This is a genomic window from Streptomyces sp. NPDC107562, assembly GCF_055657325.1.
The window spans coordinates 381,742-393,887 of the sequence record NZ_JBVKBE010000006.1 but is presented as its reverse complement, the minus strand read 5'-3'; the positions used below and the strand labels follow the sequence as shown (position 1 = coordinate 393,887).

Annotated in this window: 12 protein-coding genes; 2 read left to right on the top strand and 10 right to left on the bottom strand. The window is 73.1% G+C overall.

What is annotated here, in order from left to right; translation table 11 throughout:
- Positions 1-91: 91 nt before the first annotated feature.
- The 8 genes from mug to ACZ7LV_RS20180 all read right to left on the bottom strand — a co-directional run bounded on the left by mug (position 92) and on the right by ACZ7LV_RS20180 (position 9,521).
- The gene (mug, locus tag ACZ7LV_RS20215; protein WP_471940996.1) at positions 92-637 is read right to left on the bottom strand and encodes a G/U mismatch-specific DNA glycosylase; all 546 of its coding nucleotides are present in this window, start codon (positions 635-637) and stop codon (positions 92-94) included.
- Positions 634-2,076 carry an adenylosuccinate lyase gene (gene purB / locus ACZ7LV_RS20210; protein ID WP_471940966.1) on the bottom strand — a complete coding sequence of 481 codons (1,443 nt, stop codon included), beginning with the start codon at positions 2,074-2,076 and terminating at the stop codon, positions 634-636. Before purB ends, mug begins: the two co-directional genes overlap by 4 nt.
- A 166-nt stretch (positions 2,077-2,242) precedes the next feature.
- Positions 2,243-3,028, bottom strand: a complete 786-nt coding sequence (locus tag ACZ7LV_RS20205; protein WP_471940964.1) for an SGNH/GDSL hydrolase family protein — start codon at positions 3,026-3,028, stop codon at positions 2,243-2,245.
- 82 nt (positions 3,029-3,110) lie between these two features.
- The gene (locus tag ACZ7LV_RS20200; protein WP_471940963.1) at positions 3,111-4,124 is read right to left on the bottom strand and encodes a hemolysin family protein; all 1,014 of its coding nucleotides are present in this window, start codon (positions 4,122-4,124) and stop codon (positions 3,111-3,113) included.
- A complete protein-coding gene (locus ACZ7LV_RS20195) occupies positions 4,121-5,461 on the bottom strand; it encodes a hemolysin family protein (RefSeq protein WP_471940961.1) in 1,341 nt (446 codons plus the stop codon). Before ACZ7LV_RS20195 ends, ACZ7LV_RS20200 begins: the two co-directional genes overlap by 4 nt.
- 140 nt (positions 5,462-5,601) lie before the next feature.
- A complete protein-coding gene (locus tag ACZ7LV_RS20190; RefSeq protein ID WP_471940960.1) occupies positions 5,602-6,030 on the bottom strand; it encodes a GNAT family N-acetyltransferase in 429 nt (142 codons plus the stop codon).
- Between the two features lie 106 nt (positions 6,031-6,136).
- The gene (locus ACZ7LV_RS20185) at positions 6,137-8,704 is read right to left on the bottom strand and encodes an ABC transporter permease (RefSeq protein WP_471940959.1); all 2,568 of its coding nucleotides are present in this window, start codon (positions 8,702-8,704) and stop codon (positions 6,137-6,139) included.
- Between the two features lie 4 nt (positions 8,705-8,708).
- Positions 8,709-9,521, bottom strand: a complete 813-nt coding sequence (locus ACZ7LV_RS20180; protein ID WP_471940957.1) for an ABC transporter ATP-binding protein — start codon at positions 9,519-9,521, stop codon at positions 8,709-8,711.
- A 222-nt stretch (positions 9,522-9,743) separates the two neighbouring features.
- On the opposite strand from ACZ7LV_RS20180, the gene ACZ7LV_RS20175 reads away from it, so the two are divergent.
- Positions 9,744-10,025: an antitoxin gene (locus ACZ7LV_RS20175; protein ID WP_471940955.1), complete on the top strand. Its 282-nt coding sequence runs from the start codon at positions 9,744-9,746 to the stop codon at positions 10,023-10,025.
- Between the two features lie 4 nt (positions 10,026-10,029).
- Positions 10,030-10,404 (top strand): fic family toxin-antitoxin system, toxin component, encoded by a 375-nt coding sequence (locus ACZ7LV_RS20170; protein ID WP_471940953.1) that lies wholly within the window; start codon positions 10,030-10,032, stop codon positions 10,402-10,404.
- Between the two features lie 12 nt (positions 10,405-10,416).
- Here the strand turns inward: ACZ7LV_RS20170 and ACZ7LV_RS20165 are convergent, their stop codons facing one another.
- Both ACZ7LV_RS20165 and bioD read right to left on the bottom strand, forming a co-directional pair.
- Positions 10,417-11,097 carry a class I SAM-dependent methyltransferase gene (locus ACZ7LV_RS20165; RefSeq protein WP_471940952.1) on the bottom strand — a complete coding sequence of 227 codons (681 nt, stop codon included), beginning with the start codon at positions 11,095-11,097 and terminating at the stop codon, positions 10,417-10,419.
- A gap of 320 nt (positions 11,098-11,417) precedes the next feature.
- On the bottom strand, positions 11,418-12,146 hold the full coding sequence (bioD, locus tag ACZ7LV_RS20160; RefSeq protein ID WP_471940951.1) for a dethiobiotin synthase: 729 nt from the start codon (positions 12,144-12,146) through the stop codon (positions 11,418-11,420).

Here is a 12,146-nt window from a genome sequence, read left to right as displayed (position 1 = left end):
CAACGGCTCGATCACCGCCCACGACTCATCAGTCAACTCATGACGACGCACCACGAACAGACCAACGCACCAACCACTTTACGGACACGACCTAGTCCGCCGCGGCCACCCGCAGCCGTGCGAACTCCTCCGCCATGGTCGCAGCCGTCCAGTGCGCGTTCAGCCCCGAGGGGTTGGGCAGCACCCACACGCGGGTGTCCCCGATCGTCCGCTCCTGCGGCCCGACCCGCGCCTTGCGGTCGTCGAAGGCCGCGCGGTACGCGGTGACCCCGACGACCGCCAGCCAGCGCGGCCGCAGCCGCGCCACCTTCAGCGACAGCAGCCGCCCGCCCTCGCGGTACTCCTCGGCGCTCAACTCGTCGGCCCGGGCCGTCGCCCGTGCCACCACGTTCGTGATGCCGAGCCCGTACGACGGCAACTCGCCCTGCTCGGACGGCTTCAGCAGCCGGGGCGTGAAGCCCGACAGATGGAGGACCGGCCAGAAGCGGTTGCCGGGGCGGGCGAAGTGATGTCCCGTGGCGGCGGTCATCAGACCGGGGTTGATGCCGCAGAACAGCACTCGCAGGCCGTCCGCGACCACGTCCGGGACGAGACGGTCGCGGGCGGCCTGAAGCTGCTCGGGAGTGAAGCGTGTCAGAGGATCGCTCCCGGCGTGTAGCCCGCGGCCTCCGGACGCTGCTTCACGATCTCCTCGATCCGGCCGACGACGGCCGCGACCTGGTCGGCGGCGGCACCGGTGAAGGACAGCTTGTCGGCCATCAGACCGTCGAGCGCGGCGCGGTCCAGCGGGATGCGCTCGTCGGCGGCCAGCCGGTCGAGCAGTTCGTTGCGCTCGGCGCCCTGCTCCCGCATCGCGAGGGCGCACGCCACGGCGTTCTCCTTGATCGCCTCGTGCGCCACCTCACGGCCGACACCCGCCCGCACCGAGGCCATGAGCACCTTGGTCGTCGCCAGGAACGGCAGATAGCGGTCCAGCTCGCGTGCCACCACCGCCGGGAACGCGCCGAACTCGTCCAGCACCGTCAGGAACGTCTCCAGCAGGCCGTCCAGCGCGAAGAACGCGTCGGGCAGCGCGACGCGCCGCACCACCGAGCAGGAGACGTCACCCTCGTTCCACTGGTCGCCCGCCAGCTCCCCGGTCATCGAGGCGTAGCCGCGCAGGATCACCATCAGACCGTTGACGCGCTCGCAGGAGCGGGTGTTCATCTTGTGCGGCATCGCGGAGGAGCCGACCTGACCCGGCTTGAAGCCCTCGGTCACCAGCTCGTGCCCGGCCATCAGCCGGATCGTCCTGGCCAGCGACGAGGGGCCGGCGGCCAGCTGTACGAGCGTGGTCACGACCTCGTAGTCCAGCGAGCGCGGGTACACCTGGCCCACCGAGGTGAAGGCCTGCGAGAAGCCCAGGTGCCCGGCGATCCGCTCCTCCAGCTCGGCGAGCTTGCCGGCGTCCCCGCCGAGCAGGTCCAGCATGTCCTGGGCGGTGCCGACGGGGCCCTTGATGCCACGCAGCGGGTAGCGGCCGAGCAGCTCCTCGATCCGGCCGTACGCGACCAGCAGCTCGTCGGCGGCGGTCGCGAACCGCTTGCCGAGCGTGGTGGCCTGCGCGGCGACGTTGTGCGACCGGCCGGCCATCACCAGCTCGGCGTACTCCCCGGCGAGCTTGCCGAGGCGCGCCAGGACGGCCACCGTGCGGTCGCGCATCAGCTCCAGCGAGAGCCGGATCTGCAGCTGCTCGACGTTCTCGGTGAGGTCGCGGGACGTCATGCCCTTGTGCACGTGCTCGTGCCCGGCGAGGTCGTTGAACTCCTCGATCCGCGCCTTCACGTCGTGCCGCGTGACCTTCTCGCGCTCCGCGACGGAGGCCAGGTCGACCTGGTCGAGCACGCGTTCGTAGTCGGCGATCGCCGCGTCGGGCACCTCGATCCCGAGGTCCTTCTGGGCCCGCAGCACGGCGAGCCAGAGCCGGCGCTCCAGCTTCACCTTCTGCTCGGGCGACCAGAGCGTGGCGAGCTCGGCGGAGGCGTAGCGTCCGGCGAGGACGTTGGGGATGCGGGGCTTGGCGGGAGCGGAAGTCACGTAACCGGATTCTACTGGCGGTTCGTGCAGGTCGGCGCCATGGGGCGGTTCGTCGGAACCTACGAGGCGATCGCCGCCCGGTGGACCCGGGCAGATCGACCCGCTCGCCGGCCCGCGCGCCCGGACGCCGGCCTGCCGGCCGATCGCCCGCGAGGCCGCGGCCGGCTTATGCCAGGTCCTCGTACGGCAGCAGGTCGGGCCGCTTCGGCGGGCGGCCGTCCCCCGAGGAGCGGCCGGTGAGCCTGCGCCCTATCCACGGGAGCAGATGCTGCCGGGCGAAGCGCACGTCCGCGACCCGCCGTGAGGCCCACCCGAGCGGCAGTGTGGTGGCCATCGGCACGTGCCAGTCCGGGTCCTCGGCCTCGTAGCCGAGCCGCTGCCAGACCGCCTCCGCGACCCGGCGGTGCCCCTCGGCCGTCAGGTGCAGCCGGTCGACGTCCCACAGCCGGGGGTCGCTGAGCGAGCCGGCCCCGTACAGGTCGACGACCACCGCGCCGTGCCGCGCGGCCAGCTCGTCGACGCAGACGAAGAGCTCCTCCATGCGCGGCCGGAACCGCTCCAGCACGGGGCCCTGCCGTCCCGGGCTGCGCATCAGCACCAGCTGTTTGCAGGCCGGGGCCAGCCGCTCCACGGCCTCCTCCAGGAGCCCGCGCACCCGCCCCATGTCGCACTTGGGCCGCAGGGTGTCGTTGAGCCCGCCGACCAGCGTGATCACATCGGCGCCCATGGCGGCGGCCACGGGCACCTGCTCGTCGACGATCTGGCCGATGAGCTTGCCGCGCACGGCCAGGTTGGCGTAGCGGAAGCCGGGCGCGCGGGCGGCCATCCGGGCGGCGAGCAGGTCGGCCCAGCCCCGGTAGGTGCCGTCGGGGAGCAGGTCCGACATGCCCTCGGTGAAGGAGTCGCCGACCGCGACCAGGCTGCTGTACAGGGGTGAGGGGTTCGTCTCCATGGCGACGGAGATGGTATCCCGAGGCGCATACCCGCGGGTCGGTCACCCTCCCCGACGCGTTCGGTGCGGGGCCACGCCGGGCTCAGACCCACTGCCCGAACAGCTCCCGCAGCACGTCCTCCATGGTCACCAGCCCCGCCAGCCGCCCGTCGGAGCCCAGCACGGCCGCCACGTGCGTACGGCTGCCCCGCATCGCGGTGAGGACGTCGTCCAGCGGCGTGGCCTCCCGCACGCGCGCGATGGGCCGCATGTCCCGCAGCCGGAACGGCACGTCCCGCGGGGAGGCGTCCAGCGCGTCCTTGACGTGCAGATAGCCGACGATGCGCCGGCCCTCGTCCACCACGGGGAAGCGGGAGAACCCCGACCGGGCCGACAGCCCCTCCAGCTCCTCCGGAGTCACCCCGACGCTCGCGTACACGACGCGCTCCAGCGGGAGCACGACGTCACGCACGGGCCGACGGCCCAGTTCGAGGGCGTCGTGCAGGCGTTCCTGCGCCCGGTCGTCGATCAGGCCCGCCGCGCCGGAGTCCTTGACGATCCGGGCCAGCTCGGCGTCCGAGAAGGTCGCCGTGACCTCGTCCTTGGTCTCGATCCGCAGCAGCTTCAGCAGCCCGTTCGCGAACGCGTTGATGGTGAAGATCACCGGTCGCAGCGCCCGGGACAGGGTCACCAGCGGCGGCCCGAGCAGCAGCGCGCTGCGCGCCGGCTCGGCGAGCGCGATGTTCTTCGGCACCATCTCGCCCAGCAGCATGTGCAGGTACGTCGCGAGCGCCAGCGCGATCACGAACGACACCGCGTGGCCCGCCCCGCTCGGCACCCCCATGGCGTGGAACACCGGCTCCAGCAGGTGCGCGATCGCCGGTTCCGCGACCACGCCGAGCACCAGGGTGCACAGCGTGATGCCCAGCTGCGCCGCCGCCATCAGCGCGGACACGTGCTCCAGACCCCACAGCACGCTCCTGGCCCGCCGGTCGCCCTGCTCGGCGTACGGCTCGATCTGGGAGCGGCGCACCGAGATCAGCGCGAACTCGGCGCCCACGAAGAAGGCGTTCACGACGAGCGTCGCCAGACCGATCAACAGCTGTACGACGGTCATGCCCGCGCCTCCTTCTCGTCGGTCCCCTCGTCCTCGGGCGGCGCGTGCAGCAGCACGCGCGCGGCCCTGCGGCCACCGGCGTCCAGCACGTCCAGCCGCCAGCCGGCGACCTCGACGCTGTCGCCGACCTCCGGGATGCGGCCCAGTTCGTTCGCGACGAGGCCGGCCAGCGTCTCGTACGGTCCCTCGGGCGGCCGCAGGCCGACGCGCGCGAGCTGGTCCATGCGGGCGGCGCCGTCCGCGGAGTACAGGGCGTGGCCGTCTTCGTCGGCGCCGACCGGGGCGAGGTCGGGGGTCTCGTGCGGGTCGTGCTCGTCGCGGACCTCGCCGACGACCTCCTCGACGATGTCCTCCAGGGTCGCGACGCCCGCCGTGCCGCCGTACTCGTCGATGACCACCGCCATGGTCCGCTTGCCGGACAGCCGGTCGAGGAGCCGGTCGACGGTCAGCGACTCGGGGACGAGCAGCGGCTCACGCATCATGTCGGCGACCCGCACCCGGGGTCGGCGTTCCGCGGGCACGGTCAGGATGTCCTTGATGTGGGCGGTGCCCACGACCGAGTCGAGGCTGCCGCGGTAGACCGGGAAGCGGGACAGGCCCGTCGCGCGGGTCGCGTTCGCCACGTCCTCGCAGGTCGCCTGCGCGTCCAGGGCGACGACCTGCACGCGCGGGGTCATCACGTTCTCGGCGGTCAGGTCGGCGAGGTTCAGGGTCCGCACGAAGAGTTCGGCGGTGTCCGGCTCCAGGGCGCCCTCCCGGGCGGAATGCCGGGCCAGCGCGGCCAGCTCCTGCGGCCCGCGCGCCGAGGCCAGCTCCTCGGCGGGCTCGATGCCGAAGCGGCGTACCAGGCGGTTGGCCGTGTTGTTGAGATGCGTGATGAACGGCCGGAAGAGCGCGCTGAACCAGCGCTGGGCGTTGCCCACCCGCCGGGCCACGGCCAGCGGCGAGGAGATCGCCCAGTTCTTGGGCACCAGCTCGCCCACCACCATCAGGAACACCGTCGACAACGCCGTGCCCAGCACCAGCGCGATCGACGACGCCATCGAGAGCGAGGCGCCCAGGGCGCGCAGCGGGCCCGCGATCAGCCGCGCGATCGACGGCTCGGCGAGCATGCCGACCACCAGGTTGGTGACGGTGATGCCGAGCTGGGCGCCGGAGAGCTGGAAGGTGAGGTTGCGTACGGCCTTGAGGGCACCGGCGGCGCCGCGCTCGCCGCGTTCCACCGCCCGCTCCAGGTCACCTCGCTCGACCGTGGTCAGGGAGAACTCGGCGGCGACGAAGGCGCCGCAGAGGAGCGAGAGCAGGATCGCCACCAGCAGGAGGAGCACTTCGGTCATCGGGTCACCTCCGTCCCATGATCCGGCAGGGCGGGGAGGATCGCGCGATGTCTGGCACGGGAAGGCACGCCCATGGACGGACGCTCACACCTTTCGGGTAGGGGCCGGTCCGGGGGCGGACGGCACGGTTCGGGACGACGTCAGGACACTGTCAGCGGCTTCACCCAGCGGCGCCACTGCTCCTGCGGCGAGTACCCCGCCGCACGCCAGGCGTGCTGCCCGGTCTCGTTCCGGGTCAGCACCATGGCGTCGCCCCGGCGCCCGCCGAGCTCCACGAAACGTTCCTCCGCGGCGGCCAGCAGCGCGCCACCGATCCCCTGGCGCCGGTGGCCGGGGTGCACGGCGAGCCGGTAGAGGTGGCAGCGCCAGCCGTCGAATCCCGCGATCACCGTGCCGACCAGTTCGCCCTCCCGCTCCGCCAGGATCAGCGCCGAGGGGTCGCGGTCGACAAGTCGTTCCACGCCGTCGCGGTCGTCGCTGATGCTGGTGCCCTCGGCGGAGGTCCTCCAGAAGGCCAGCACGGTGTCCAGGTCGTCGGGTGTCGCGGCCCGTGTCCGCACGTCGCTCATGACGTGATCCCATCACCGGCCGGGTCCGCCGCGCGCCTGTTTTCCAGCATCCGGACCAACGGGGGGCGGCCCGCCGGGCGCAGGGGCACCGGTCGGCCGCCCGCCCTCACTCGTGCGCGATCGCCGCCAGGACGTTCATCCGGGAGGCCCGCAACGCCGGCAGCAGTGCCGCGACGACCCCCACCACCGCCGAGCCGATCACGACGGCGACGATCGTGCCCCACGGGATCGCCAGCGCGGTCATGCCCTCCAGCGCCAGCACCTGCTGCGTGCACAGACCCCACACCAGCCCCAGCGCCAGCCCGAGCAGCGCGCCGAACACCGCGATCACCACCGACTCCAGCCGGATCATCCGGCGCAGCTGCCGCCGGGCGAGCCCGATGGCCCGCAGCAGCCCGATCTCCCGGGTGCGCTCGACCACGGACAGGGCGAGGGTGTTGACCACGCCCAGCACGGCGATCACGATCGCCAGCCCGAGCAGCGCGTACACCAGGTAGAGCAGTACGGCGATCTGGTCGTCGACGAGCTGCTTGTAATCGGCCAGGTCCCGCACCTGCACCTGCGGATAGGCCTCCAGCGTCGCCTCCAGGGCGTCGCGCAGGTCGTCGTCGGCGGTGCCCGGCCCGCCGTTGACGTACAGCGCGGAGTCCTGTGCGCTCGGCGCGTACCGCTCCAGCGTCGCGAGCCCGAAGTAGATCCCGCCCTGCATGCCGAAGCCGCCGGACGACTCCTGGTCGGTGAGCGCGCCCACGGTCAGTTCGGCCCGACGTCCGCCCTGGAACTCGACGGGTACCGTGCTGCCGACCCGCAGACCCCGGTCCCGCGCGAAGTCACGGTCCATCGCCATCCGCCCGGGGGCCAGCGCGGCGGCGCTGTCGCCCCGCGCGTAGGGCACGTTGGCGACCTCGTCGAGCCGCGGGTCGTAGCCGGCCGCCGTCGTCTCGATCCGGTCGCCGTCCGGAAGGGTCACCGCGATCGGCGCGAACCGCGAGCGCACCACCAGGCCGACGCCCTCGGTCTCGCGCACCCGCTCGGTGACCTCCCGGGGGAACGGCACGAAGTTGGCGTTCTGGAGCACGAAGTCCGCGCCCAGCGTCCGGTCGATCTGCTCGTCGAACGACTTCGTCATGGAGGCGCTGGCCACCGACATCCCGCCGACCAGGGCGAGCCCGACCATCAGGGCGGCCGCGGTGGCGCCGGTGCGGCGGGGATTGCGCAGGGCGTTGCGCTGGCTCATCCGCCCGATCGAACCGAACAGCGCCGGGAACCAGCCACCCAGCACCCGGATCACCGGCCGTACCAGCAGCGGCCCCGCGATCACGGTCGCGACCAGCGTCAGCACGACCCCGAGGCCGAGCAGGGAGGCGGCCGATCCGGTGTCGGAGGCCATCACGCAGCCCACCAGCGCGGCCACGCCGGCCGCCCCCACGACCGTGCCCAAGATCGCGCGCGTCCTGAGCGGCCGGCCCACCCCCGCGACCTCCGCGTCCGCGAGCGCCGCCATCGGCGACACGGAGGCGGCGCGGCGGGCGGGGAGGTACGCGGCGACGAAGGTGACGCCGACGCCGACGACGTACGCCGTCACGGGGGTCGCCCAGCCGACGACCATCTCGGTGGACCTGATGTTCATGCCGAGCACGCCCATCAGCCCGATCAGCCCGGCCGCGAGCCCGATGCCGGCGGCCAGTCCGAGCGTGGAGCCCACCAGACCCAGCAGCAGCGCCTCGGTGAGCACCGAGCGGCGGACCTGGCGGCGGTCGGCGCCCAGCGCGCGCATCAGACCCAGTTCGCGGGTGCGCTGCGCGATCAGCATGGAGAAGGTGTTGACGATCAGGAACACGCCCACCAGCACCGCGATCCCGGCGAAGCCGAGCATCACCCACTTGATGACGTCGAGGAAGCCGCCGAGCTGTTCGACGTCGGACCGGGCCTTCTCGTCCGCGGTGCGCAGGTCGTAGCGGCCGGTGCCGAGCGTGTCCGCCACCCGCTCCTTGAGCGTCTCGTCGCTGACGCCGGGTGCCGCGTCCACCGTGATGCCGGTGGCACCCTTCGGGTCGCCGAGGAACTTCGTCTGCGCGGTCGGTGTGTCCACGAACAGCAGCGCGGCACCGGGGTTGGTCGTGGTGAAGGTGACGATGCCGACCACCTCGACCCGGAACGAGCCGGGCGCGGCGATCACCGTCAGGGTGTCTCCCCGCTCCACGTCGCTGCGCTCGGCGGTCTGGGAGTCGATCAGCGCCTCGCCGGGCCCGCGCGGGACATGCCCCGAGGTCAGCTCCACGGGGCTGCGCTCGGTGGGGTTCCAGTTGTTGCCGAGCGTGGGGGCACCACTGGTCGGGCTGACCGACTCGTTGCGGTCGTCGACGACGGTGATGTTCTGGACCTCGACCTCGGCGCGGGCGGCGGCCACCCCGTCGATCCGGGCGACCCGCTCGGCGAGCGCGGCCGGCAGGGTGGCCGTGGCGCCGGACGGCACCGCCTCGGCGAGGGTCTCGCGGGGACTGACCGTGACGTCGGCCGCGGTCGAGGCGAAGAGCCGGTCGAAGGTGCGGCTGACGGTGTCCGAGAAGATCAGGCTGCCCGCGACGAACGCCACGGACAGCAGCACCGCCAGCGCCGAGAGGAGCAGCCGCCCCTTGTGGGCGAGGAAGCTTCTGAGGGTCGCCTTCAACACGGCGTCATTCTCCCTGGGCGCGTGCGCCGTCGTCGTACTGACGGCGGATCACGTCGAACCGCTTCATGCGTTCCAGCACCGCCTCCGCCGTCGGCCGCTCCATCTCGTCGACCATCCGCCCGTCGCCCAGGAAGAGCACCAGATCGGAGTGGGCGGCGGCGCCCGGGTCGTGGGTCACCATGACGACGGTCTGTCCGAGCGCGTCGACGGCCTCCCGCAGGAAGCCGAGGACCTCCAGGCCCGCGCGGGAGTCGAGGTTGCCGGTCGGCTCGTCCGCGAAGATCAGCTCCGGCCGGGAGGCGAGGGCGCGTGCGCAGGCGACGCGCTGCTGCTGGCCGCCGGAGAGCTGGGACGGACGGTGCCCCAGCCGGTCCCGCAGCCCGAGGGTGTCGATGACCTGGTCGAGCCATTTCTGGTCGGGCCTGCGGCCCGCGATGTCCATGGGCAGGGTGATGTTCTCCAGCGCGTTCAGCGTCGGGATCAGGTTGAACGACTGGAACATGAAGCCGATCCGGTCCCGGCGCAGCCGCGTCAGCTCGCGCTCCTTCAGCCCGGTGATCTCGGTGTCGCCGAGCCACACCTGGCCCGCCGAGACGTTGTCGAGTCCGGCCAGGCAGTGCATGAGGGTGGACTTGCCGGACCCCGAGGGGCCCATCACGGCGGTGAAGCGCCCGCGCGCGATGTCGACGTCCACCGAGTCCAGGGCGAGCACGGTCGTCTCGCCCGAGCCGTAGGCCTTGGTCAGCCCCCGGGTGCGGGCGGCGAACCCGTCGGCCGGGGCCTGTCCCGGGGCGTGCTCCGCAGCAGGTGTGGACAAGGGTGCCTCCTTGGTCGCTCCTCGCTCGTGTGCGGCCGGGTACCGCGCGGACGACGCCCCAGCTCGGGCCGACACTAGTGTGACGCGCGGCACACGCGGTATCCCCCGGAGGTCCCGGGTGTCCTCCTGCCCAGGTCGTGCGCCCCGGACAGCTGTAGGGGGCAGGCACCGGGCCGTGCGGAAGGCCTTGCCGCGCTAGCGTCCGAGCGCTAGCTTCGAAGTATGGCCAAGACCCAGCTGAACGTTCGCGTCGACGAGGACACCGCCCGCGCGGCGCGCGAACGTGCCGTCGCGCGCGGGATGAGCGTCAACCGTTACATCGAGGAACTCGTCAAGCACGACACCGGCGAGGTCGGCCACACCTTCGTGGAGGCCGCCGCCGACTTCATGAAGCAGTACGAGTCGGTCTTCGCCGAGGAGTTCGGCCCCGAACGTGAGGGCCGCGTCGGCGCCGGCAAGGTGAAGGAAGGCCGAACGGGCCGCACGAGCGAAGGTCGCCGCTGATCCCTTGAACGACCTCACCGTCGACCTCGCCTGGCTCCTGATGCTCGCCGAACAGAAAACGCCGGGGGATCCCCAGGTCACCGACTGGGGAGCCCTCGTCGCCGCCGTCGCCCGCCACCAGGCCGAGATCTTCGACGTCCCCGTCTACGACACCCCGCACGCCCGCGCCGCGGCCCTGCTCCAGCTGCTGATCCACGTCCCGGCGCTGGAGCGGTCCAACGCGCTGTTCGCCTGCGCCGTCGCGTACGCCTACCTCGTCGCGAGCGGTGCCAAGCTCGTGACCTCGCCCGAGCAGGTGCGCGATCTGGCCCGGCTCGTCAAGAGCGGTGAGGCGTCGGTGCACGACATCGCGCGCGAGCTGCGCCAGTGGAGCCTGTGAGGCGGACGCCCGCTACTGCTGCGGCCGCCACGCGGTGCCCAGCACACAGAACGACGTGGGCAGCGCGGGTCCCTTCTCCGGCAGCAGCATCCGCCGGTGGGGGCCGAGTTCGAAGCCGGCGGCGCGGACCGCGCCCAGCGGGTCCCGGGACAGGTGGCAGCCGCCGGTCAGCGCCGGCCACAGCGTGCGGTCCAGGGCGCACTGCGTGAGGCCCATGACGCGGCCGCCGCCCCGCCCGTGCTCGAAGAACCGCAGCTGGCCGCCCGGCCGCAGCACCCGCCGCGCCTCCCCGAGGGCTCGCGGCACGTCCCGCACGCTGCACAGCACCAGCGACAGCACCACCGCGTCGAAGCCCTCGCTCTTGACCGGCAGCGCCTCCGCCACACCCGGCACCACGTCGACCGGCACGTCCGCACGCAGGGCGTTCTCCACCGCCAGCCTCCGCAGGCCGCGCTCCGGTTCGATCGCGACGACCTCGGCGACCGTGCCCGGGTAGTGCGCGAAGTTCAGCCCGTTGCCCGCGCCGATCTCGATCACCCGGCCGGACAGCCCGGCAAGCAGCCGCTCGCGTACGCCGCCCATACCCATCCGCGTCTCGGCGGCCACGCTGACACGGGCGTAGTAGCGGGCGAACAGCGGGTGGTGCACGGGATCCCGTGCCACCTTGCCGGTACCGGTGGACCGAAGCGGCATGGAGACCTCCCGGGCAGGACGGGCACTACCGGAATTGTCCCCCGGATACACCCGGCACACCCCCCTCCGCCACCCACCCGAGAAACCCGCCCGGCCGCACGCAGGGTGGCCGCCCACCGGAGAGCCCGCAGACGCGCCGACCGCTCAACTGCCGGACGGCGCTTACCGGCTGTCTCGGCCGGCCTGCCCGCAGGGCTGCGCGGGTGGGCAGGGCGAGGGCGAGGCGCTCGGCGGCGGTTCACTGCTTCTCGTCGGTCGGCGGGTCGGAGGACCGAGGGGGCCCGGTGCCGCGACCCGCCGAGCGGCGGTCCTGTCGGGGATCAGGCGAACGGACGCGGGCCCTCACGGACGCGGAACGCCTCCGCGTCCCACGAGCCGTCCAGTCGCGGGGCCAGCCATGCCGGTGCCGCCGCCCGGAAGGCCTCCGGCGCCAGCGCCGCCGCGTCGGCGGGCAGGGCCCCCTGGAGGGGCGCGTCCGCGACCTCCGGAAGATCGGCGAGGTTGCAGCGCGAGGCGAGGTCCGGTTCCGCGGGCCAGCTGCCGATCACGACGCCCGCCAGGTCGAGCCCCCGGGCGCGCACCTCACGCGCCGTCAGCTCGGTGGTGTTGAGCGTGCCCAGCCCCGCCGTCGCCACCACGAGCACCGGCGCCGCCAGCAGCCCGGCCGCGTCCGCCAGGGTCCCGCCCGCCGGGTCGAACCGCACCAGCAGCCCGCCGGCGCCCTCCAGCAGCACCAGATCGTGCTCGGTGGCCAGCTTGGCGGCGGCCTCGGCGATCTCGTGCGGGTGCACCGGCGCCAGCCCGGCGCGCCGTGCCGCGGTCCCCGGTGCCAACGGCTCCGGATAGCGGGCCAGTTCGGCCGTCGTGACCGGGCCCGCGAGCCGCGTCACCTCCTCGACGTCCCCGGGCTCCTCGGGCCGTACGCCCGTCTGCGCGGCCTTCAGCACCGCGACCGAACGACCCGCCGCCCGCGCCGACGCGGCGATCGCGGCCGTCGTGACCGTCTTGCCGACCTCCGTGCCCGTCCCCGTGATCACCAGGATCGGCAT

Bases quoted from the DNA above. Each gene is read 5' to 3' on its own strand.
- ACZ7LV_RS20205 (WP_471940964.1), bottom strand. From the start codon at position 3,028: ATGGAGACGAACCCCTCACCCCTGTACAGCAGCCTGGTCGCGGTCGGC.
- ACZ7LV_RS20200 (WP_471940963.1), bottom strand. From the start codon at position 4,124: ATGACCGTCGTACAGCTGTTGATCGGTCTGGCGACGCTCGTCGTGAAC.
- ACZ7LV_RS20195 (WP_471940961.1), bottom strand. From the start codon at position 5,461: ATGACCGAAGTGCTCCTCCTGCTGGTGGCGATCCTGCTCTCGCTCCTC.
- ACZ7LV_RS20190 (WP_471940960.1), bottom strand. From the start codon at position 6,030: ATGAGCGACGTGCGGACACGGGCCGCGACACCCGACGACCTGGACACC.
- ACZ7LV_RS20175 (WP_471940955.1), top strand. From the start codon at position 9,744: ATGGCCAAGACCCAGCTGAACGTTCGCGTCGACGAGGACACCGCCCGC.
- ACZ7LV_RS20165 (WP_471940952.1), bottom strand. From the start codon at position 11,097: ATGCCGCTTCGGTCCACCGGTACCGGCAAGGTGGCACGGGATCCCGTG.
- bioD (WP_471940951.1), bottom strand. From the start codon at position 12,146: ATGCCGATCCTGGTGATCACGGGGACGGGCACGGAGGTCGGCAAGACG.